We start from the raw sequence: 21520 nt of genomic DNA, 5'->3' as shown, positions 1-21520 counted from the left end.
CTCAGCCGCCGGGCCGCGTCAGAAGAAGACCTTCCGCACGCTCAGCTGAACGCTGCGCCCGAGCGGATCCAGGTAGTCGGCCTGGTATTTGATCGGCGTGCTCCCCGATCCGTCACGCACCCGGATGTGGCTGTCGAACAGATTGGTGCACGACACCGACACCCGCGTCCCGCGCAGGGTCGGATAGGCCGCGACCAGATCCCGCTGAGCGCCGAGGTTGGCGAAGAGCCGAAGGTTCACCGTGGTCAGGTCGGAGAACCGCAGAGTGGTCGGCGCGCCCGGAGCACCGCCACCGCGCACGGTGGTCGCGCTCCGCCAGTTGGCGGTCATCCGCGCGCCGAGACCGTTCTTGGTGATCCCCGCCTGGGCCTCAATCTCGTGACGCGGCTGGCCGCCGTTCGAACCGACCGCGTCGCCGTCGAGCAGGTCGAGCACCGGCACAGCGTCATTGATCGCGATGCGCTCACGCAGATGGATGGTCTGGTAGATCGTCAGCTGCACCCGCGTCGCCCCGGAGCCGGAGCCGCCGCCAAAGCCAGGCCCTCCGCCAAATCCGCCCGGACCGCCCGACCGCGGACCGGCGCCTTGAGGCGGATTCGCCCGGACGGCGTCGCCCGTGACAGGCGGGGACGGCGACGCGCCAGGGTCGCTCGGCGGCGTACGGTCCTGCGCCAGAGCGCCTTGCAGCAGCTCCGCGCCGGGCGGGCGATCCGCGGCGGGCGCGGCGGAGGGCGGCTGGCCCGCCGCGGCGGGCGGCCCCGGCCGGGTGTCCGACGTTTCTCGCCGCCGGAACCCGTCCCGCCCAGGCGGCGGCGACTTGCCGATCTGCCGGGAGAAGTTCAGCCCCCAGCGCAGCTGGTCGCTTTCCTGACGGGCGAAGTTGACCGGGCGGCTGTCGATGCGCAGCAGGTCGCCGTCGGCGTCGCGCGTGAAGCGATCCGGAAAGGCGGCTTCGATCGCGGCGGTCGCCGTCGGGAAGGACGCGATCGGATCGTCGATCCGGGTCCGAAAATAGTCGGCGCTGACCGACAGGCCGTTGATCTTCGGCGGCCGCAGCGTCAGGCCCAGTTTCAGAACCCTGCGGTCTTCGGGCTTGAGGTCGCGATTGCCGCCGCTGACGCTGGTGACGTCGACGGTCTGGCCTTTCACGTAGTCGAACACCCGCGCATCCGGCGTCGTCACCAGGGGATTGCCGAGCTGCTGGATGGTGGGCGCCCGCTCCTGCCGCGTCATCGAGGCGATGAAGCTGACCGGCGTGACCGGCGACCAGGTCAGGCCATAGCCGAGCGTCGTCAGGGCACCGAAGTCCGAGAGCTGATTGACCGCCAGGTTGAGGTTGGCGGACAGGTCGCCCAGTCGCGGCGCCACCCCGGTCTTGCGGCTGGCGATCGGCGCGTCGAAGCTGATCTGGCCGTTGACGCCGCCTCGCCACAGGTCGCTGGTCGTCTCCACGCCCGCGCGACGGGAAGTGGCGTCAAATCGCGTGGCGTCGGTCCCCAGTTTCACGGACGTCGAGAGGTCGCCCGCCGGCAGCCGGTACAGGGCGCCGTTGACGACCAGCTGGGCGTTGCCGGTGTCGCTCGCCGACACGGCGCGATCGGTGAGGGTCGCAAGCGAGGTGATCGGCGCGAACGGGTTCAGCGTCGGATCCTGGGCGTCGAGCCGCGCCTGCAGGCCGGTGACGTCGACGCCCCGGCCGGTCAGGGTGCGGGTTTCGGCGTGGTCGTAGTTGCCGGTCAGCGACCAGCGCCAGCGCCTGGAGTCGCCGTTCAGGGTGCCGCCGAGGTGGCCGGTCCAGTTGCGGCTGTCCTGCGACAGCCGACCCAGGTAGCGGTAGAGCGTCACGTCCTGCCCGAACGGCGAGAACGGATCGCCCGCCGGCACGACCAGTTGCGCCCTGGCCGGCCCAAGCAGGGCCGTGGTGTCGGTGAGCGAGGCGCTGGCGTTGAGGGTTGCCGAGACGTCGCCGAAGATGAACCGATTGACCACGGTGTTGACCGAAAGCTGGTCGGTCTTCGGCAGGAGGGAGCGGCTGTCGGAGATGTCGCTGACGTTGGCCTGGTTGGCGGTCGCCACGAAGTCGGCCAGGCCTGGGGCTCGGGCAGCCGCCAGCGCCGGCGCGCCCGCCACTGTCACCGGGACGCCCACAAGCGCGCTCAGCGCCGGGTCGATCTCGCCCCCCGTTGGGCTCGAGGTCAGATTGCCCGCCAGGTCATACAGCCCGCCCGTCTGCGAGGCGCGGAGGTTGCGGTCGCTCTCGAGCAGGGCGTCGCTGCGCCGGAACCTGACCGCCAGGTTGACGCGACCGTCGCGGTTCAGCCGCAGGCTGTTCGCATCCACCTGCTCCGTGGTCTGGCCGCCGGCGGTCGGCGCGGCGAGCGAGAACTCGCCGGTGACCGCGCGAAAGCGCTGCCGCAGCACGACGTTGACCACCTTCTGGTCGGCCGTATAGCCGTACTTGAGCGCCACCTCCTCGGGGAGGACCTCGACCCGCTGGATGGCCTCGGTCGGGATGTCCTTCAGCTCGTTGAAGCTCGAGACCCGCCGGCCGTTGAGCAGGACCACGGGCGAGCCGCCGCGGCCGCTGGTGGACTGCGGGGTCAGCTCCGCCAGGAGGTCGGTCATCGAGCTCACGCCCATGGCGCGCACCTCGGCGGCGTTGAACGTCACCTCCGGGGGAATGTCGCTCAGCACCGCGCCGCGCGGACGCCCGCCGGTCACGACGAGCTCCTCGACCTCGGCGGGCTGGTCTGCGCCGGGGGCGCCGGACATGGCCGGCGCAGGCTCCGGCGAAGCTTCCTGTCCGTGGGCCAGGCTCGGCGTGATGCAGCCGAGCAGGCTCAGTAGCGCCAGTCTTCTATTCATATCCGTCTCATCGGGCGCCGGCGGCTCGGAGGCGAGCGCCGACTGGCGACTACCGGGTAACTTCGAAAGTAAGCGTGAATTGCGAACTGCGTGTCACGGGTTCGGCCGGTCCTTCGACGCGGGCGGGATAGCTGGCTTCGAGCAGGTACATGCCAGGCTGGGCGATGGTCACCGCCGCGGCGCCCGCCGCATCCGACTTGCCGGCGAAGGCGTAGCGGCTTTCCGCATAGGCGTCGCCGCCGCGGACGACGGTGAACCCCGCCCCCGGCAGCGGCTTGCCATCCAGCAGCAGGCGGAACTTGAACGCCTCGCCGGCGTAGATCTCGTTCGGATGGGTGACGGGTTCGAGCTCCAGGCCCTGGCCCGTGGGCTTCAGCGCCTCGCGCGAGGGCGCGCCGCGCGACACATAGGTCTCGACCCGCGAATAGCTCTGCGAGGTGACGGTCTCGGCCCCAGGCGGAACAGCGGCCTCCTCGATGAAGCGGCTGGGGCCGGCGGGACGGGCCGCCTCTCCCATGCGGGGCGGCTCAGCCGGGCGCGCCTGGCCGGCGCCGGCCGCGCGGACCATTTTCCAGGCGCCGTCGACCTTGACCCATTTGGTCGTCCGGCTGAGACGGTCGCCGGTGGAGATCCGGTAGGTGCCCTCGGTCGGCAGGCTGACCTCGATGGCGGCGAACTCCTTCAGGCTGGTGACGGCCTCGGCCTTGGCCGGCACGCCCGTGGGTCCGGTCACCCAGTAGTCGACGGCGCCGCGGATCGGAAAGTCCGGCACGAAGAAGGTCTCGCCGACCGCGGCCTCGACCGTCACAAAGGCCCGATCCGGCGCGAAATTCGTCGGCTTCAGATAGGGCGTATGGGCCGCCGCCGCCTGCGCCAGGACGAGACCGCCCAGAATGCCCGCAAACACACCCGCCAACCGCATTGGACCATCTCCATCATAAGCTTTGCCTTGCTAATGCGACCCATTATCATTAGCAAGCGCGAGTGCGGCCTACCGCCTCTTTCAAGGGGCCAACGGCCGCGGCGCACACGGAGCCTCGATGTCGTCCGCCCTGATCCTGCCCGCTCTCGTCGCAGCAGCCGCGTCGCCGGCGTCCGCCAGCGACGCCTGGTCGTTTCACCTCGACCACGTGCTGGGAACGTCCTTCGACATGGCGGTGGCCGCGCCCACCCAGGCCGAGGCGCAGTTCGCCTTCGCCACCGCGACGACGGAGATCGCGCGCCTGGACCGGGTGCTGAGCGTCTGGCGCGACGACAGCGAGCTTTCGGCGCTGAACCGGACGGACTCGATGCAGGTCTCGCCGGACCTCTTCGCGGTGATGTCGGCCTGCGAAACCTGGCGCAGGCGAACGGGCGGCGCCTTCAGCGCGCGGCTGGGCCGGCTCCATGATGCCTGGGGCCAGGCGTCCGACCGCACTCCCGACGCGACCGCGCTTTGCGCCGCCGCCCACCAGGTCGACAGCGCCGCCGTCACGCTGGAGCCGGACAGCCGCACCGTCCGTCGGCCGGAGGCGATCCGGTTCGCGCCCGACGGCCTGGCCAAGGGCTACATCATCGACGCCGCGCTCGCGGCCGCGCGGCGGGCCGCGCCCTGCGCCAGCGGCGTGATGATCGACATCGGCGGCGACGTCGCCTGCTGGGGCGCGACCGCCTGGCGCGTCGGCGTGGCCGATCCCGCCCAGCGCGCCGACAACGCCCCGCCCCTCGCCGTCCTCAGCCTGACCCATCAGGCCCTGGCGGTCAGCGGACCCGGCATGCGCGACCGCCAGATCGGCGACCAGGCCTACTCCCACCTGCTCGATCCGCGGACCGGCCAGCCCGCCCCGCGGGTCCAGGCCGCGGTGATCGCGCCCTCGGCCATGGAAGCCGACGCGCTGGCCACGGCGCTGGCGGTGATGCCTATCGAACAGGGCCTCGCCCTGGCCGAGCGGCGGCCCGGCGTCGAAGCCCTGCTGGTCGCCGGCGGCCGCCAGCACGCCACCTCGAACTGGCGGGCGGCCTGCCAGGCCGCCAGCGCCCTGCCGGCCAGATTTGCGGTCGAGGTCGCCTACGAGATCCCGAAATTCGACGCCGCCAACTACCGCAAACCCTATGTGCTGATCTGGGTCACGGACGCCGACAAGAACCTCGTCAAGACCCTGGCCATCCAGGGGACCAAGAAGGAATACCAGGAGGACAATTACGTCTGGTGGCGCCGTTACGGCCGCAAGCAGCCGGGCTTGCTCGACACCATCGGCAAGCCGACCCGCGCGCCGGGCCGCTACACCGTCGGCTGGGACGGCGTCGATGAGAGCGGCAAGCGGGCGCCGCAGGGCCGTTACCTGATCCATATCGAGGCGGCGCGCGAACACGGCGGCCACACCTACCAGGTCATCGACATCAACCTCGGCGCCGCCCCCGCGACGGGCGCCGCGCCGGCCAAGGACGAACTGGGAGCGACGAAGGTGCGCTACGCGAAGTCGAAATGAAGACGGACGCCAAGCCGAAGGCCCGGCCGGCCAGCTGGAAGGGCGAGTTCTATCGCCAGTCCCGCGCCTGGCACGGCTATCTCTCGGCCGTCGCCTTCCTGGCGCTGACCTTCTTCGCCGTCACCGGCCTGCTGCTCAATCATCCGGAATGGACGCCCAACAAAGGCGAGCGGCCGACCAAGGACCAGACGCTCACCCTGCCCGGTGACGCGCTCAGCCGCGCCCGGACCGCCGCCGACCCCGGCCGCGCGCTCGCCGCCGAGATCGGCCAGCGTGCGCGCCTGCTCGGCGCCTTTCAGAGCGGCGAAATCGTCGACGATCAGGCCCTCGTGCGCCTGGAAGGGCCGCGCGGCTCGACCGACATCACTGTGGACATGGCGACGGGCGCGGCGGAGGTCTCCGTCGAGCCCGCTCGTCTGGTCGATACGCTGAACGACCTGCATCGCGGCAAGAACGCCGGCAAGGTCTGGAAGCTGGTGATCGACCTGACCGCGGTCGTCGTGCTGGCGCTGTCGGTGATCGGCTACCTGCTGTTCTTCAGCCTCCGGTTCCGCCTGCGCACCAGCCTGCTGCTGACCGTGGCCAGCCTCCTGGTCCTCGTCGGCGTCGTCCTGGGACTGACGCCCTAAACCCCCTTCTCCGAGAAGGTGATGGTGATCCGGCGTCCTCTGACGTCCAGTCCGAGGCGCCGCGCCTCGAACAGGATGCGCGTGGCCAGCTCCGGACAGGCGACCTCGACCCGCTCGGTCAAACCGTCCCCCCCGAAGGTCGTCAGACCCGGCTGAGCGATCATGTAGCGCCGCCGGTCGCGGTCGGTCAGTTCGCTGACCAGGCCGGCCGCCTTGAAGCTCCGCAGCGTGCGATAGATCGAGGTCAGCGGCGCCCTGCGTCCCAACGCGCCGATCCCGGCGACCAGTTCATGGATGTCGATCGGCGCGCCCGCGCCTTCGAGCACCGCCAGCACCAGATGTCCGCTGCCGGACGGCTTGACGCCCAGCCGGTCGCACAGCGCCAGGACCGCCTCGCCCAATGGGGGGAGCGCCTCAGGTCCAGCCCCTTCGTCCCTTCGCCGCCGCATCGTCTCCGTCCCCGTGTCGCCTGCGCAGGTTGCATGTAGCGTCGCCTGCAACAATAAGAACGCTTCTCATTCGCATTCGCAACATCGTTTCTGGGACAGGAGATTTAGGGACTTCGGCGCGGTCGTGATCCCAAGCGGGCCGTCAGTGAGTCCGGCCAAATTCGCGGGACGTCCCGGAGCGGTCTTCATCGGCCGCGTTGGCCGTCACCCGCGCCACGGGCGGAGGTTCGCCTTCCGGAATGACGTCGACCTCCACCTCCAGGGTCTGCACTCCGGGCGCCAGGATGATGCCGTCGATCGGCGCGACGTCGCCGTAGTCGCGGCCCACGGCCAGGACGATGTGGTCGTTCTCGGCGAAGATGGCGTTGGTCGGGTCGAAGCCGATCCAGCCGCGCCCCGGGCCGCACCAGACCGCCACCCAGGCGTGGGTGGCGTCGGCGCCCTCCAGCCGCGGCTGGCCGGCCGGGGGGATGGTCCGTAGATAGCCGCTGACATAGGCCGCCGGCAGCCCGAGCCCGCGCAGGCCGGCGATCATGATGTGGGCGAAGTCCTGGCAGACGCCGTGGCGGCGCTTGAAGGCCTCCGCCGCCGGCGTCGAGACGGTGGTGGCCTCGGGATCGTAGTGGAAGTCGCGATGCATGCGCCGCATCAGGTCGGCGGCGGCCTCGACGATCGGTCGTCCCGGCGCGAAGCTCTGGCGCGCATAGTCGGTGATCTGCGCGACGTTGGGCGTGCGCGGCGTCGGATAGAGGAAGGCCGCCGGGCCTTCGGGCCCAAGGTCGCGGTGGGCGAAGCTTTCCTGCCGGACGTCCTCCCAGGGCTCGCTGTCGGCCGGGTCGCCGGTCGGCGGCACGTGCACGTCCACCCGGCACTGGCTCTCGATCACCAGCACCTCGTGCGGCACGTCGATCAGCACCCGCAGGGTGCGTTCGCCGTACGGTCCCACGCCGCTCTGGGTGTGATGCGGGCGCGGAAGCACGGTGATGGCGCTGCGCAGCAGGGTCTGGGTCGGCGACGACCGCGGCGTCAGCCGCAGCACGCACTGCGCAAAGGACACGGCGTCCTCGTACCGATAGGTCGTGCGATGTCGCAGCGTATAGATCACGCTAGGCCGGCGAGCTTGAGCGTCGGCGCCGCATTGGCGCCCTGCTGGAAGAAGCGGTCGGCGACGGCCCCGGAGAGCCGCAGCAGCACGCGCTCGAAGGTCTGCATCTTCTCGACCGTCAGCTGCGCGGCGTCGGCGGTCTCCAGCTCGGTGACCAGCGGCAGCAGGAGCCGCAGCGGCTCCTCCGGCATGCCGTCGTCCTGCAGCGCCGGCAGGCTCTGCAGGTGTCCTTTCAGCGTCGCGGCCTGGAAGGCGAGCGAGCGGGTGTTGAACGGGTCCAGCATGATCATGTCGCGCACCGGAATCAACGCCAGGCCCACCAGATAGCGCGCGCGATAGGTGATCTGGCTGTCGGCCAGGTCCAACAGCAGGTCGAGGTCGTCGGTGTCGGCTGTCTCCGGCGCGAAGGTGCGGGCCAGGCGGCAGGTGTTGATCCCCCGCTCGAGCCGCCGCCCCATGTCCAGGAAGCGCCAGCCGGCCACGCGGTTCATGTTCTCCTGGGCGAGACCGGCGAGCGCCGCGAGGATCTGCAGGGCGCTCTCCACCTGCTGCAGGGCCTCGGCTTCCGAGAGCGGATTTTGCGCGCCCTGGGTGAGCTCCGCCTCCAGGGCGGTGAGCTGGGCCCAGAAGTCGGCGGACAGCCGCTCGCGCATGCTGGCCGCCGTGCGCCGGGCGCCGCGGACCAGATAGATCACCGAGCCATAGGCCTTCTGGTCGTGCATGGCGTCGCGCGCGGCGTCCAGCGCCCGGCCGCCCAGCGCCTCTTCGTCCAGCGCCCCCCAGTCGATCAGCAGCTTCTGCAGGCCGGCCAGGGTCTCGCCGGCGCCGTGGATGGCGGACTCCGAATTCATCAGGCTGGTGCAGAGGCTGCGCACCAGCCGCAGCGTCGCTTCCGCCCGCTCCAGATAACGGCCCAGCCAGAACAGGTTGTCGGCGGCGCGGCTGGGGAGGTTCCCCATGATCCGGCGCACCTTCACCTCTTCCTTGCTGGCCAGCAGGGTGACCTTCTCGACCGGCCTGTCGTCGATCACCCAGACGTCGGCGGTGCGGGCGTCGTCACCCATGGAGATGGCCCGCGCGTCCAGCCGGTCGGAGGTCCGGCAGAAGCCGCCGGGCATGATCTGGAAGCCCTGCGGCGTCCAGGTCGCATAGACGCGCAGCACGAAGGGCGCGGGTCCCAGCCGCCCGTCGCGCAGCACCGGCATGGTCGAGAGCTGGACCACTTCCTGGCCGACGAAGTCGCCCGGCCGATCGGCGAGCCTGGCCAGCACCGCCGCGCGCTCCTGCGGGTCCATGTCGGCGATCATCCGCGGCCGCGTCAGGGCGCCGTCGCCGCCGCCCGCGACGTTGAAGGCCGAGGCGAGCGCCAGTTCGTCGAGGTTCTTCTCCACCATCTCCCGCTCACGCGGCTGGCCGCACCACCAGGTGGCGACGTTGGGCATCTTCAGCTCCTCGCCGAGGATGCGGCGCGAGAGCTTCGGCAGGAAGCCCAGCAGGGCCTTGGATTCGACAACGCCGGAGCCCGGCATGTTGAGCACCGCCACGCCGCCGGCACGGATGGCGTCCAGCAGGCCGGGGGTGCCCAGGTGCGATCCGCTGTTGAGCTCCAGCGGGTCGATGAAATCGGCGTCGACCCGGCGCACGATCACGTCGGCGCGCTTCAGGCCGGCGATGGTGCGGACATAGACCTTGCCGTTGCGCGCCACGAGATCGTCGCCCTCGACCAGCAGGAAGCCCAGGTAGCGGGCGAGGTGCGCCTGCTCGAAATAGGTCTCGCTGTAGGGCCCGGGCGTCAGCAGGCAGATGCGCGGATCGGGGCGGTCTGCGGCCGCGGCCAGGCCTTTTCGGAAGCTGTCGAAGAAGGGCGCCAGCCGCTGGACGTTCATGGCGTTGTAGAGGTTCGGATAGGCCCGCGAGAGCACCAGCCGGTTCTCCAGCGCATAGCCTGCGCCGGACGGCGCCTGGGTGCGGTCGTCCAGCACCCACCACCGCCCGTCGGGCCCGCGGCCGAGGTCGGCGGCGTAGACCTGCAGGAATCGCCCGCCCGGCGGCCGCACCCCGCTCATCGCCCGGATATAGTCGATGCTGCCGGTCAGGGCCGCGGCCGGCAGGGCGCCGTCGGCCACCAACCGCGCCTCGCCATAGATGTCCTGCAGCAGGGCCTCCATCAGCCGCGCCCGCTGCTCGACGCCCTCGGCGATCTGCGCCCACTCGCGCTTGTCCAGGATCAGCGGCAGCGAGCCTAACGGCCAGCTGCGCTCGGTCTCTTCGCCGTAGATCCGGTAGGAGACCCCGGTGTCGCGGATGTGCCGGGTGGCCAGGTCGAACCGGGTCTTGAAGTCGTCCTCCCGGTATTCCGCCAGCTCCCCCAGGAAGGACAGCCACTGGTCGCGCGGCCGGCCGCTGCTGTCGACCAGTTCGTCGGGAATGCCCTGCAGGGGCCGGTAGCCGCGCAGCCAGCCGGACAGCCGCCGGGCTGCGGACGGCTCCAGGTCGGCTTTCGCCGGCGGTTTCGGGGCTGTCAGCTCAGCCGACACGGGTTCTCCTGAGATCGAGCGTCATCGGAAATTCGTCGCTGACCTCCGCAGGGGGCGGCCGCATGGGGCCGGGACTGTGTCCGTGCTCCTGGAACCTGGCCTTGCGGCGCGCCTGCGCCTCGTAGGAATTCACCGGGAAGGTAGCATAGTTGCGTCCGCCAGGGTGGGCGACGTGGTAGACGCAGCCGCCGATCGAGCGCTGGCTGGCCCGGTCGACGACGTCGAAGGTCAGGGGCGCGTTCACCGGCAAGGTCGGATGCAGGCCGCTGGGCAGGGTCCAGGCCTTGTAGCGCACGCCGGCGACAGCCTGCATGGAGCCCCCCGTCGGCGTCATCGGCAGGGCGCGGCCGTTGCAGGCGATGACGTAGCGATCGGGACTGAAGCCCTCGGCCAGCACCTGCAGCCGCTCGACGGAGGAATCGACGAAGCGCACCGTTCCGCCGGCCGCGCCCTCCTCGCCCATCACATGCCACGGCTCCAGGGCGTGGCGCAGCTCCAGCGACACCGATCCGTACTGCACCTGGCCGTGGACCGGGAAACGGAACTGCCGCTGGGCCTCGTACCAGGCCGGCTGCAGGGGATAGCCGGCCTCGCCCAGCTCGCCCAGCACGTCGAGGAAGTCGCGCCAGACGAAGTGGGGCAGCATGAAGCGGTCGTGCAGGGCCGTGCCCCAGCGCACCAGCCGGCCGGTCTGGGGCTCCCGCCAGAACCAGGCGATCAGCGCCCGCAGCAGCAGCTGCTGCGCCAGGCTCATCCGGGCGTCCGGCGGCATCTCGAAGCCGCGGAACTCCAGCAGGCCCAGCCGGCCGGTGGGGCCGTCCGGGGAATAGAGCTTGTCGATGCAGATCTCGGTGCGGTGGGTGTTGCCCGTCACATCGGTGAGCAGGTTGCGCAGCAGCCGGTCGACCAGCCAGGGCGGCGGGGCCGCCTCCTCGCCGAGGCCGGCGCCCGGGGGCGGGATCATCGAAAGCGCCAGGTCCAGCTCGTACAGCACGTCGTGGCGCGCCTCGTCGATCCGCGGCGCCTGGCTGGTCGGTCCGACGAACAGGCCGGAGAACAGGTAGGAAAGCGACGGATGGCGCTGCCAGTAGAGCAGCAGGCTCTTCAGCACGTCGGGCCGGCGCAGGAAGGGCGAGTCCTCCGGGCTGGCCCCGCCGACCACCACATGGGCGCCGCCGCCGGTGCCGGTGTGGCGGCCGTCGATCATGAACTTGTCGGCGCCCAGCCGGCAGACGCGCGCGTCCTGGTAGACGCCGGTGGTGATCTCGACGGACTCGCGCCAGGTCGAGGCCGGCTGCACATTGACCTCGATCACGCCGGGGTCCGGCGTCACCTTCAAGACGCCCATCCTGCGGTCGTCCGGCGGCGTATAGCCCTCGATCCTGAGCGGTTGGCCCTGCGCCGCCGCCTCCACCGCGGCCAGCAGCTCGAGATAGTCCTCCAGCCGCGAGACCGGCGGCATGAAGACATGGAGCAAGCCCTTGCGCGGCTCGACCGACAGCGCCGTACGCACGTGCACCGGCTGTTTCGTCGCGCGGCGCGGCTTCGGCGGCGCGGCTTCGGCGGCCCGGAAGTCCGGCAGCGGCCCGCGTTCCTCGTAGGGGTCGGCCGGGACGATGTAGGGATAGTCCTCCGGCTCCAGCTCCGGCAGCCCGCCCAGCGGCAGGCGCAGGCCGAGCGGCGAGTCGCCGGGGATGAGGAAGAGACGCTCGCGCTTGAAGCGCCAGGCCTCGCTCACCCAGTCGCCGCCCTCGGCCTGGCTGAAGGCGCGGCGCAGCGGCAGGACATAGCCCACCGGCTTGGAGAGCCCGCCCTCCAGGGATCGCCGCAGCGAGGCCCGGGCGCCAGGGACGTCGAGATCGGCGTCCGTCGCCTCGACCCCATGGGGGAGGTCGGCCTCGGTCTTGATCGCGTGCAGCGGATCCTCGCGCGCCGGCACGATCAGCTGCGGATCGAGGCCGAGCCGCGCGGCCAGCCGCTCGAGCAGCGTCCGGGCGTCGTCGGCGACCGCCGGCGCAGCCTCGTCGGACTCAGGCTCGCCGCCCCAGACCGGAACGCCGTCGCGCCGCCAGAAGAGGCCGAGCGCCCAGCGCGGCAGCGGCTCGCCCGGATACCATTTGCCCTGGCCGTAGTGCAGCAGGCCGCCGGCGCCGAAGCGGTCCTTCAGCCGGTGCAGCAGCTTTTCGGCGATCACCGGCTTGGTCGGGCCCGACGCCGCCGTGTTCCACTCCTCGGCCTCGAAGTCGTCGATCGAGACGAAGGTCGGCTCGCCGCCCAGGGTCAGCCGGACGTCCTGGCGCTGCAGGTCCTGCTCCACCTTGTCGCCGAGCGCATCGAGCGCCTCCCAATCGGCGACTTCGAACGGCTTGGTGATGCGGATCGGCTCGATCAGCCGGGAGACCTCCATGGCGAAGTCGAAGCCGTCGGCCGCGCGGCTCGCCATGCCGGTGATCGGCGCGGCGGTGGCGTAGTGGGGCGAGGCCGCCAGCGGGATATGTCCCTCGCCGCACAGCAGGCCCGAGGTGACGTCGAAACCGATCCAGCCCGCGCCCGGCAGATAGACCTCGGCCCAGGCGTGCAGGTCGGTGAAGTCGGTCTGGGTCCCCATCGGCCCCTCGATGGGGTCGATGTCGGCCTTCAGCTGCAGCAGGTAGCCGGAGACGAAGCGTGCGGCGAGGCCGAGCCGGCGCAGGATCTGCACCAGCAGCCAGGCGCTGTCGCGGCACGAGCCGGAGCCGAGCGAGAGGGTTGCGTCCGGCGTCTGCACCCCGGGCTCCATCCGCACCACATATTGGATTTCCCTTTGCAGGCGGCTGTTGAGCCCGACGATGAAGTCCATGACGGCGCAGCCGTCCGGCTTCAGCTCGCCGACGATGGCGTCCAGCCGCGGACCGTCGTCGTCCAGCGCCAGATAGGGCGCCAGGTCGTGCTTCAACTGCTCCGGATAGGCGAACGGCAGAGTCTCGGCGTAGGGCTCGATGAAGAAGTCGAACGGGTTGATGACCACCATCTCGGCGGTGAGGTCGACCGTGATGCTCAGTTCCCGGGCCGGTTCAGGGAAAACGATCCGCGCCAGCCAGTTGCCGTGCGGATCCTGCTGCCAGTTGATGAAATGGTTGGCCGGTTCGACCTTCAGCGAATAGCTCGGGATCCGCGTCCGGGTATGGGGCGCGGGCCTCAGGCGCACGACGTGCGGGCCGAACTCGGTCGGCTCGTCGTAGGTGTAGCGGGTCACATGGTGAAGCGCGGCGACGACGGACAGGGCGATGCCCTCCTTCGAGGAATAACCTCCGTAGTCTTACTGCCCAAACGGCGCGCTGCGCGGCCTAGTTCTCGCCAGCGCACATTGCGGGCAGCTTTGCCGCTTCCATAGGCGTTCGGCGCCAGCCGCCTCGGGTTATGGCGCGCCTCGGCCTATTCGGCCGCGAGCGTCCGCCCGTCCTCCTGCGCCGGGGGCGCGCCCTCCGCGCGCGCCTCGCCGCTGGCGGAGGCTGTCTCGTCGAGCGCCTCGGTCACGACGCTAAAGCTGGTGAGAAGCTGCGAGCCGAAGGCGGTGCTGATCGCCACGTCGGTGGCGTCGCGTCCTCGGGCCAGGACGATGCGGCCGATCCGGCGTTGGTTGTGGCGGGCGTCGACCGAATGCCAGCGTCCGCCGAGGTAGACCTCCAGCCAGGCGCTGAAGTCCATCGGCGCATCCACCGCCGGAACGCCGATGTCGCCGAGGTAGCCGGTGCAGTAGCGGGCGGGAATGTTCATGCAGCGGCACAGGGTGATCGCCAGGTGCGAGTAGTCGCGGCAGACGCCGATCCCCTCCTCGTGCGCCTCGAAGGCGGTGCGGGTCTTGCGCGCGTGTTCGTAGCCGAACTGGATGCGCTGGTGGGCGTAGTCGAGGATCGCCTGCAGCCGGGGCCAGCCCGCCTCGGTCTGGCCGAACAAGGCCCAGGCCAGATCGCCCATCCGGTCGGTCTCGCAATAGCGGCTGCCCAGCAGGAAGGGCAGCACGTCGTCGGGCAACTCCTTCACCGCATGCTGGCGGGCGTTCCAATCGTGCGGCTCCGGCAGGCCGCTGTCGGCGATGATGAAGTCGGACCGGAAGGTGATCGGCCCGCCCGGCGCGATGACCCGGGTCACCAGGTTGCCGAAGAGGTCGACATGCTGATGGACGGAGGCGGCCGGCTCGACCTCAAGCACGTCCGGCGTCAGCAGATCCTGCCGGCGATCCGGATGGACGCTCAGCAGCAGCGACATCGGCGTCTCGTCGACGGCATGATAGGAAATCTCGAAGCCAGCCCGGATGCGCATGGACAAACCCTGGTCAGGAGCGCGCCTCGTCGCCGCTCTCGCGAAGCCTCAAAACGATGGACTTTAAAATCCGTTCCCGGAGTTCGTGCGCTCAGGCGACCTGAGCCAGCTCGCTGGTCGGACGGACGTCTACATGGACCTCCATCTGACTGAATCCGGGATCGCCGATCAGGGCGCCGGAGATCGGCGCAGCCTCGTCCGGGGTGCGGGCGACCGCGATCGGGATCAGGTCCGGAGACTCCGCCAGCCCGTTGGTCGGGTCGAATTCGATCCAGCCGAGATCCGGCAGGAAGACCTCGCACCAGGCGTGGGTCGCGCCCGCGCCGCGGACCTCCAGATGCGCCGGCGAGTTCAGGTAGCCGGTGACGAACCGCGCCGCATAGCCCAGCCGCCGCAACGCCTCGACCATCAGCCAGGCGAAATCGCGGCAAGTGCCCGAGCCCAGCCGCACGGTGAACTCCGGCGCCTGGACGCCCGGCTCGTAGCGGGCCGAATAGGTGAAGCTTTGATGGATATGGCTGTTGAGGCGCAGGAGGAAGTCCAGCGCCCGCTCGTCCGGCTGATCCACCAGGCTGCGCACCCAGCTCAAGAGGTCCGCGCCCGGATCCTCCGTCACCGGCTCCATGAACGGGCCCAGCAACAGCCGGTCGGTGCGGTCGTAGACCACCGGGGTCAGGGTATGCGGATCGCCCGGCCGCCCCGCCAGCGTCGCCGGATAGCGCTCGATCACCAGGTCGCTGACGATCAGCAGCTGCTTCGTCTCGCCCCGCGGGGTGAAGAAGCAGACGCTGTTGCCGAGCGAATCATAGGCCCAGCGGGTGTCGCCCGTCGGCGACAGGGTCAGGCTCGCATCGGTCAGGCGGATGGCGTGGCTGTCGCGCGGACGCACCAGCAGCCGGTGCGCGCCGAACCTCACCGGATGTTCGTAGCTGTAGCGGGTCTCGTGGCGGATGCTGAGCAGGGTCATGGAACCGGGAAGAACCCGTATCGTCTTGCGAGGTTCCAACCGCGCTGGTTGGCCGGCCCGCCGGTCATTTGCCGATCACGACGTCCGGACCTTCGATCTCGCCCTTGAGGGCGTCGCCCGCGCTCAGACTTATGAGCATGCCTTGTCGGGTTGAACATGCCGCCGCCATCCATTGTCACGGAACGAGGACGGACGAGATTGCATCTCGGCCCAGCGAAGTTGCGCCCGGGGATCCTAACACAATAACGGCGCGTCTTATACTGGCTGAAAACCTGACACTCTTGACGAAAATTATCCCGCCCGCTCGACCAGGACGATAACGTCATCAGCCGCGGCAAGCACTGCGCTCGTTCGACTTTGGCGCCGGCCGCCGTTTCATCGGGCCACTGCCGGGGCCGGATGATCACCGCGGGGCGTCCGCCTTCGAAGCGCGGCGTCGCCCACAGGCCTGGCGAACCCGTTCGCGCGCCGCCGTCCGGGCAGATCCTGCCGTTTGCGCCGGACACCGCAGCAGGCTCTCCTGCGCGCGGAAGGAAAACGACGACGCATCGAGCTTCACGGCGCTTACATTTTGGCCGTAAGCCACGGACGACCGCACCGATTTTCGCGACCGCGGTTCGCCCTTGGGGAGGTGTGATGACGGGTCGCTTTGTCCGGATCGCCGAACTGGATCGGCCGTCCGTCGAAATCGAGGTCAACGGCGCGCCCTGCGCCGCCAAGGAGGGCGACACCCTGCTGGTGGCGGTGCTGACCCATGTCGCGACCTTGCGCGACTCCGAGTTCGGCGACGGCGCGCGGGCTGGCTTCTGCCTGATGGGCGCCTGCCAGGACTGCTGGATGTGGACCGCGGCGGGCGAGCGCGTCCGCGCCTGCACGACCTTCGTGGCGCCCGGCATGAGCGTCATCACCCATCAGCCCGCGGAGGCCACATGGCCGACCCTCGGGTGATCGTCGTCGGCGCCGGCCCGGCCGGCGTCCGCGCGGCCCAGGCGCTGGTCGCCGCGGGCCTGCGCCCCGTCGTCATCGAAGAGGGCCTGGCGAGCGGCGGCCAGATCTATCGCCGCCAGCCGGCGCTGTTCCGGCGGTCCTACGAGACTCTCTACGGCTTCGAGGCCGGTCGCGCCCGGGCGCTTCACCAGGCCTTCGACGACCTGGCCGGCGCCGTCGATTTTCGGCCCGACACCCTGGCCTGGAACGTCTACCGCGGCGCCCTCCACACCGTGACGCAAGGCGTCGCCCGCGAGCTGCCCTTCGACGCCCTTATCCTGGCGACCGGGGCGACCGACCGCCTGCTGCCGATCCGCGGATGGACCCTGCCCGGCTGCTACAGCCTGGGCGCCTCGCAGATCGCGCTGAAGGCCCAGGCCTGCGCCATCGGCCGGCGCGTCGTCTTCCTCGGGACCGGCCCCCTGCTCTACCTGGTCAGCTACCAGTATGCGAAGGCGGGCGTCGAGGTCGCTGCCGTGCTCGACACCTCGGCGACGGTCCGGCAGCTGCGCGCCTTGCCGCGCCTGGCGGTGCGGCCGAACCTGCTGCTCAAGGGCCTCTATTATCGCGCCCAGCTGACCGCGCGGGGAATCTCCGTCCATGGCGGCGTGACCCCGCTGGAGATCGCAGGCGCAAGCGGCGTCGAGGGCGTCCGGTTCCGCGACAGCGGCGGCGCCGAGCAGACCATCGCCTGCGACGCCGTCGGCATGGGCTTCCATCTGCGCAGCGAGACCCAGCTCGCCGACCTGGCGCGCTGCGAGTTCGTCTTCGACGAGGCGCTGGCCCAATGGCGGCCGCAGGCCGACCCGGACGGCCGCACGACGGCCAGGGGCGTCTATGTGGCCGGCGACGGCGCGCGCATCCTGGGCGCCGACGCCGCCGAAATCTCCGGCGAACTGGCCGCGCTGGCGGCGCTGAAGGATCTCGGTCGGCCGGCGCCCGAAGGCCGGATGACGGCGCTCCGCGCGCGGCAGAGGCGCATGGAGGCCTTCCGCAAGGGTCTCGCCGCCGCCTTCCCCTGGCCGGCCCAGCTGGCGAGAACCGTGGCCGACGACGTGCTGCTGTGCCGCTGCGAAGCGATCACCGCCGGCGAGCTGCGCCGCTCCGCCGACGAGAAGGACGCGCCGGAGCTGAACCGCGCCAAGGCCTTCGTACGCGTCGGCATGGGCCGTTGCCAGGGCCGGTTCTGCGGCGCGGCGGCGGCCGAGATCCTGGCGGACCAGCGCCGGGAGCCGCTGGCCGCCGTCGGACGGCTGCGCGGCGCCGCCCCCGTGAAACCGCTGCCGATGGCGACCGTGCGGGACGAGGCATGAACGGTTCTGCGAAGACCCAGGCGGCCGACGTGATCATCGTCGGCGGCGGCCTGATGGGCGCCTCGGCCGCCTTCTTCCTGCGCCAGCGCGGCCGCTCGGTGATCCTGCTGGAACGCGGCCTGGTCGGCCAGCAGGCCAGCGGGGTGAACTTCGGCAATGTGCGCCGGCAGGGCCGCCACCTGATCCAGCTGCCGCTGGCCAACCGCGCGCGCGACATCTGGGGCCGGTTGCCGGAGCTGCTGGGCGAGGACTGCGAATTCCTGCCCTCCGGCCACCTGCGGGTCTTCTACAGCGACGAGTTCGCCGCCAAGGGCGAACAGTATGCGCGCGACGCCAAGGCCTACGACCTGCACCTGGAGCTGTTCGCCGGCAACGCGCTGCGCGACCGTTTCCCCTATCTCGGCCGCGACGTGATCATGGCCTCGCTGGGCGCGCAGGACGGCCACGCCAATCCCCGGCTGGCGACGCCCGCCTTCGGCCGCGCCGCCCGCCGCGCCGGCGCCGCGATCGAGGAAAACACCGAGGTCCTGGCGATCCAGAAGCTGGGCGAGGACTTCCAGGTGGAGACCCGCGGCCGCGGGACCTTCCGGGCGCCCAACCTGATCGTCGCCGCCGGCGCCTGGAGCGGGGCGCTGGCCGCCGGCTTCGGAGAGCCCGTGCCCCTGACCGCCAAGGGCCCGCAGATGGGCGTCACCGAACCGGTCCCCTACCGCATCGGGCCGTCGCTGGGCGTCAGCACCTCGGTCGAGGCGGACACCGTCTATCTGCGCCAGGTTAAGCGCGGCAACATTGTCTTCGGCGGCGGCACGCGCGGCGACGCGGATATCGAAGCCATCCGCGCCTACGTCGACCCGGTGAACACCCTGAACCAGCTGCCGCGCCTGCAGCGGCTGGTCCCGGGCGTCGGCCCGCTGCGCCTGATCCGCACCTGGAGCGGCATCGAAAGCTACCTGCCCGACGACCTGCCGGTGCTCGGCGCCAGCGAGAAGGTGGCCGGCCTGCTCTACGCCTTCGGCTTCTGCGGCGCGGGCTTCCAGATCGGCCCCGGCGTGGGCGACGTCCTGGCCGAACTGGTCGACACCGGGACCACCGTCACCCCCATCGACCCCTTCCACATCCGCCGCTTCGCCCCGGCGCGTGCTGCCTGACCCTGCGTCCTAGAACCAGGCTCTCAGGCCCATCACCAGGCTGGTCGCCTCGACCGCGTCTCCTTCGTCACGGGCATAGTCCGCGGTCCGGCCGAACCGCCGCTCCCAGGAGACGCCGATGTAGGGGGCGAACTCGCGACGGATCTCATAGCGTAGCCGCAGGCCGAGCTCGGCGCTCGACAGGCCCTGGCCGGTGCGGGTCTCGGGACTGTTCTGGGCGGCGAAGTTCAGCTCGGCGCGGGGCTGCAGGACCACCCGCTGGAAGAGGCGCAGGTCGTAGCTGCCCTCCGCCCGGACGAGCACCTCGCCTTCCGTGGACAGGAAGGCGGATCCCTCGACATCGAACCAGTAGGGCAGCAGGCTCTCCGCCCCGACCGCGAGATAGGTCCGCGCGTGCGGCGAGAAATCCTGGCGCAGGCCCGCGCGCAGGTCCGTGTAGCGGCCGACCGCGCGCGAATAGAGCGCCTGCACCTCGGCGCTCTCCAGGCCCTCGCGGACCGCGCCCTCGCCTTCCGAACGCAGGACGAGCCGGTTGTAGTCGCCGCCGTACCAGGCCTCGCCGTCCCAGTGGTAGGCGTCGCCCTTCGCACCCGTCCGGTATTCGGCAAGGTTCAGCATGACCTTGGAAAAGCGCATCCCGCCCATCTCCTCGCGCGCCATCTCGCGGGCGTGGTGCATCGCCACGGGATCCCAGTAGCGGTCGGCGACATGGTCGGTCGGGGCCGGCGGCGCCGCGCTCGCGGCGGGAACCTGCGCCTGGGTCGCCGCGGCGCCATGGTGGTGGCCGCTCTCCTGGGCGGCGGCGGGGGCTGCGATCATCAGCGGCGCAAGCGCCAGAAGCAGGCGCCGGATCATGCCGCCGCCTCCTCGAAGGGGCGCACGGCGAAGACCTGGAACATGCCCACCGCCATGTGGAAGAACATGTGGCAGTGGAAGGCCCAGTCGCCGCCCTCGGGCGTGAAGTCCCAGCTGACCTTGCTCCCGGGCAGGACGTTGACCGTGTGCTTGCGCGGCCTAAAGCCCTCGGGCCCCTCGGCCAGCTCGAAGAAGTGGCCGTGCAGGTGGATCGGGTGGGCCATCATGGTGTCGTTCACCAGGGTCACCCGCACCCGCTCGCCGGCGCGGAAGGCGTAGGGGGCCGGCTGCTCGTCGTAGCGGCGCCCGTCGAAGCCCCACATGAACCGCTCCATATTGCCGGTCAGGTGGATCTCCATGGTCCGGGCCGGCGGCCGTCGATCGGGGTTGGGCGCCAGGGCCGCAAGGTCGCGATAGACCAGCACCCGGTGGCCGGCGCTCTCCAGCCCCTGCCCGGGCTCAGCCGTGCGGTCCTGGGGCATCGGCGTGATCATCTGCACGCCGGGTCCCAGCTTCACCTGCGGGGCGTTCAGCGGGTCGAGCATGGACATCTCCATGCCGGCCATGTCGCCCATGGCGTCCGAACCGCGGACCCGCGGCGCGGCCAGGCCCGGCGGGGCCGCCGGCGCGGACTTCGCCTGACCGCCCATCGCCATGGCCGACATGTCCATGCCCATGTCCTTCATCGTGCCGAGCGGACGCGCTCGCAGCGGCGGGACCTCGGCGCTCATGCCGGGCCGGGGCGCCAGGGTCGCGCGCGCCATGCCCGATCGGTCCACCGCCTCGGCGACGAGGGTGTAGGCCCGGTCCTCGGTCGGCTGGACGATGACGTCATAGGTCTCGGCGTTGGCGATCTGGAACTCGTCGACCTCGACGGGCCGCACGTTCAGGCCGTCGGCCGCCACCACGGTGAGCTTCAGGCCGGGGATGCGGACGTCGAAGATGGTCTGGGCGCCGGCGTTGATGAAGCGCAGCCGCACCCGCTCGCCGGGCTTGAACAGCGCCGTCCAGTTGTCCTTCGGGCCATGGCCGTTGGCGAGATAGCGGTAGGTCGCCCCGGTGACGTCGGAGATGTCGGTGGGGTCCATCAACATCTTGGCCCACTCGATCCGTTCGCGCAGGGTCTGGTCCCTATGGGCGAACAGACCGGCCAAGGTCTGCTTCTGATAGTTGAAGACGCCGCCTTCCTGTTTCAGCCGCTTGAGGATCCGGCCGGCCGGCATGAAGCTGAAGTCCGACAGCACGACCAGGTGCTCGCGGTCATAGGCGACCGGGTCGGGGTCCTTCGGGTCGATGATGATCGCGCCGTAGAGACCCTCCTGCTCCTGGAAGCCGGAGTGGCTGTGGTACCAGTAGGTGCCGGCCTGACGGATCGGAAAGTCGTAGACGAATGTTGTGCGCGCCGGGATGCCCGGGAAGCTGACGCCCGGCACCCCGTCCATGTGCGGCGGCACGAGCAGGCCGTGCCAATGGATCGAGGTCTCTTCGTCCAGGCGGTTCTCCACCGCGATGCGCACCCGCTGGCCCTCCTTCAGCCGCAGGATCGGCGCCGGCAGGGTGCCGTTGACCAGCACCGCGCCGCCGGAGCGGCCGTCCACGGTCCAGGGCCGCCGCGCGATGGTCAGCTTCAGGTCCTCGCCGGATAGCGTCGGCGTCTCGCCGAGGCCCGGCGTGGCGCTCTGGGCCCAGGCGGGAAGCAGGCCCGCGGCGGCCATTCCGCCGCCCAGGACGGCTGCGCCGCCTAACACTCGCCGCCGATCGATGCTGCTCATCTGACGTCCCAACTGCGCGCCCCCCCACCGGAGGCGTCGGGCCAACTGCGCGCCGCTCGGACGCATGGAGGATACGCCCCGGCCGGCGCGATCCCTCACCGACTTCGCGCCGACTGCCCCCGG

At 70.7% G+C, this 21520-nt stretch carries 15 protein-coding genes; 5 read left to right on the top strand and 10 right to left on the bottom strand.

The features are described 5' to 3' along the window. Window positions 1–18: 18 nt before the first annotated feature. The gene (locus ACSQ2B_RS23215) at window positions 19–2865 is read right to left on the bottom strand and encodes a TonB-dependent receptor (protein ID WP_436053644.1); all 2847 of its coding nucleotides are present in this window, start codon (window positions 2863–2865) and stop codon (window positions 19–21) included. Between the two features lie 49 nt (window positions 2866–2914). After that, window positions 2915–3787, bottom strand: coding sequence for a DUF4198 domain-containing protein (locus tag ACSQ2B_RS23210; RefSeq protein WP_436053643.1), 873 nt, complete (start codon window positions 3785–3787; stop codon window positions 2915–2917). Window positions 3788–3905: 118 nt separating this feature from the next. On the opposite strand from ACSQ2B_RS23210, the gene ACSQ2B_RS23205 reads away from it, so the two are divergent. Further along, entirely contained in the window at window positions 3906–5333 is a 1428-nt protein-coding gene (locus tag ACSQ2B_RS23205) for a DUF2271 domain-containing protein (RefSeq protein WP_436053642.1), read from the top strand. Next, window positions 5330–5962 carry a PepSY-associated TM helix domain-containing protein gene (locus ACSQ2B_RS23200; protein WP_436053641.1) on the top strand — a complete coding sequence of 211 codons (633 nt, stop codon included), beginning with the start codon at window positions 5330–5332 and terminating at the stop codon, window positions 5960–5962. Before ACSQ2B_RS23205 ends, ACSQ2B_RS23200 begins: the two co-directional genes overlap by 4 nt. Here ACSQ2B_RS23200 and ACSQ2B_RS23195 read toward each other — a convergent pair. From ACSQ2B_RS23195 to ACSQ2B_RS23170, 6 genes are all read right to left on the bottom strand, one after another. Beyond that, the gene (locus ACSQ2B_RS23195; protein ID WP_436053640.1) at window positions 5959–6363 is read right to left on the bottom strand and encodes a hypothetical protein; all 405 of its coding nucleotides are present in this window, start codon (window positions 6361–6363) and stop codon (window positions 5959–5961) included. The genes ACSQ2B_RS23200 and ACSQ2B_RS23195 overlap by 4 nt on opposite strands. A 190-nt stretch (window positions 6364–6553) precedes the next feature. Next, entirely contained in the window at window positions 6554–7516 is a 963-nt protein-coding gene (locus ACSQ2B_RS23190) for a transglutaminase family protein (protein WP_436053638.1), read from the bottom strand. After that, window positions 7513–10053, bottom strand: a complete 2541-nt coding sequence (locus tag ACSQ2B_RS23185) for a circularly permuted type 2 ATP-grasp protein (protein WP_436053637.1) — start codon at window positions 10051–10053, stop codon at window positions 7513–7515. The genes ACSQ2B_RS23190 and ACSQ2B_RS23185 overlap by 4 nt, the downstream gene beginning before the upstream one ends. Then, on the bottom strand, window positions 10043–13288 hold the full coding sequence (locus tag ACSQ2B_RS23180; protein ID WP_436053636.1) for a DUF2126 domain-containing protein: 3246 nt from the start codon (window positions 13286–13288) through the stop codon (window positions 10043–10045). Before ACSQ2B_RS23180 ends, ACSQ2B_RS23185 begins: the two co-directional genes overlap by 11 nt. Before the next feature lie 179 nt (window positions 13289–13467). Beyond that, window positions 13468–14355, bottom strand: a complete 888-nt coding sequence (locus ACSQ2B_RS23175; RefSeq protein WP_436053635.1) for a transglutaminase-like domain-containing protein — start codon at window positions 14353–14355, stop codon at window positions 13468–13470. Between the two features lie 91 nt (window positions 14356–14446). Beyond that, window positions 14447–15322, bottom strand: a complete 876-nt coding sequence (locus ACSQ2B_RS23170; protein WP_436053634.1) for a transglutaminase family protein — start codon at window positions 15320–15322, stop codon at window positions 14447–14449. Between the two features lie 636 nt (window positions 15323–15958). On the opposite strand from ACSQ2B_RS23170, the gene ACSQ2B_RS23165 reads away from it, so the two are divergent. From ACSQ2B_RS23165 to ACSQ2B_RS23155, 3 genes are read left to right on the top strand one after another with little or no spacing between them, the layout of a single operon-like run. Then, window positions 15959–16270, top strand: coding sequence for a (2Fe-2S)-binding protein (locus tag ACSQ2B_RS23165; protein ID WP_436053632.1), 312 nt, complete (start codon window positions 15959–15961; stop codon window positions 16268–16270). Further along, window positions 16252–17622 carry an FAD-dependent oxidoreductase gene (locus ACSQ2B_RS23160; protein ID WP_436053631.1) on the top strand — a complete coding sequence of 457 codons (1371 nt, stop codon included), beginning with the start codon at window positions 16252–16254 and terminating at the stop codon, window positions 17620–17622. The genes ACSQ2B_RS23165 and ACSQ2B_RS23160 overlap by 19 nt, the downstream gene beginning before the upstream one ends. After that, the gene (locus tag ACSQ2B_RS23155; protein ID WP_436053630.1) at window positions 17619–18770 is read left to right on the top strand and encodes an NAD(P)/FAD-dependent oxidoreductase; all 1152 of its coding nucleotides are present in this window, start codon (window positions 17619–17621) and stop codon (window positions 18768–18770) included. Before ACSQ2B_RS23160 ends, ACSQ2B_RS23155 begins: the two co-directional genes overlap by 4 nt. A gap of 9 nt (window positions 18771–18779) precedes the next feature. On the opposite strand, the gene ACSQ2B_RS23150 is transcribed toward ACSQ2B_RS23155, so the two are convergent. Further along, the gene (locus ACSQ2B_RS23150) at window positions 18780–19625 is read right to left on the bottom strand and encodes a copper resistance protein B (protein WP_436053629.1); all 846 of its coding nucleotides are present in this window, start codon (window positions 19623–19625) and stop codon (window positions 18780–18782) included. Continuing rightward, window positions 19622–21397 carry a copper resistance system multicopper oxidase gene (locus tag ACSQ2B_RS23145; RefSeq protein WP_436053627.1) on the bottom strand — a complete coding sequence of 592 codons (1776 nt, stop codon included), beginning with the start codon at window positions 21395–21397 and terminating at the stop codon, window positions 19622–19624. Before ACSQ2B_RS23145 ends, ACSQ2B_RS23150 begins: the two co-directional genes overlap by 4 nt. Window positions 21398–21520 lie beyond the last annotated feature (123 nt).

Source organism: Phenylobacterium sp. LjRoot225 (assembly GCF_964252855.1).
In the GTDB taxonomy this organism is placed as follows: Bacteria; Pseudomonadota; Alphaproteobacteria; order Caulobacterales; family Caulobacteraceae; genus Phenylobacterium.
The sequence above is the reverse complement of the archived record's forward strand: the minus strand, read 5'-3'. Positions and strand labels throughout refer to the sequence as shown.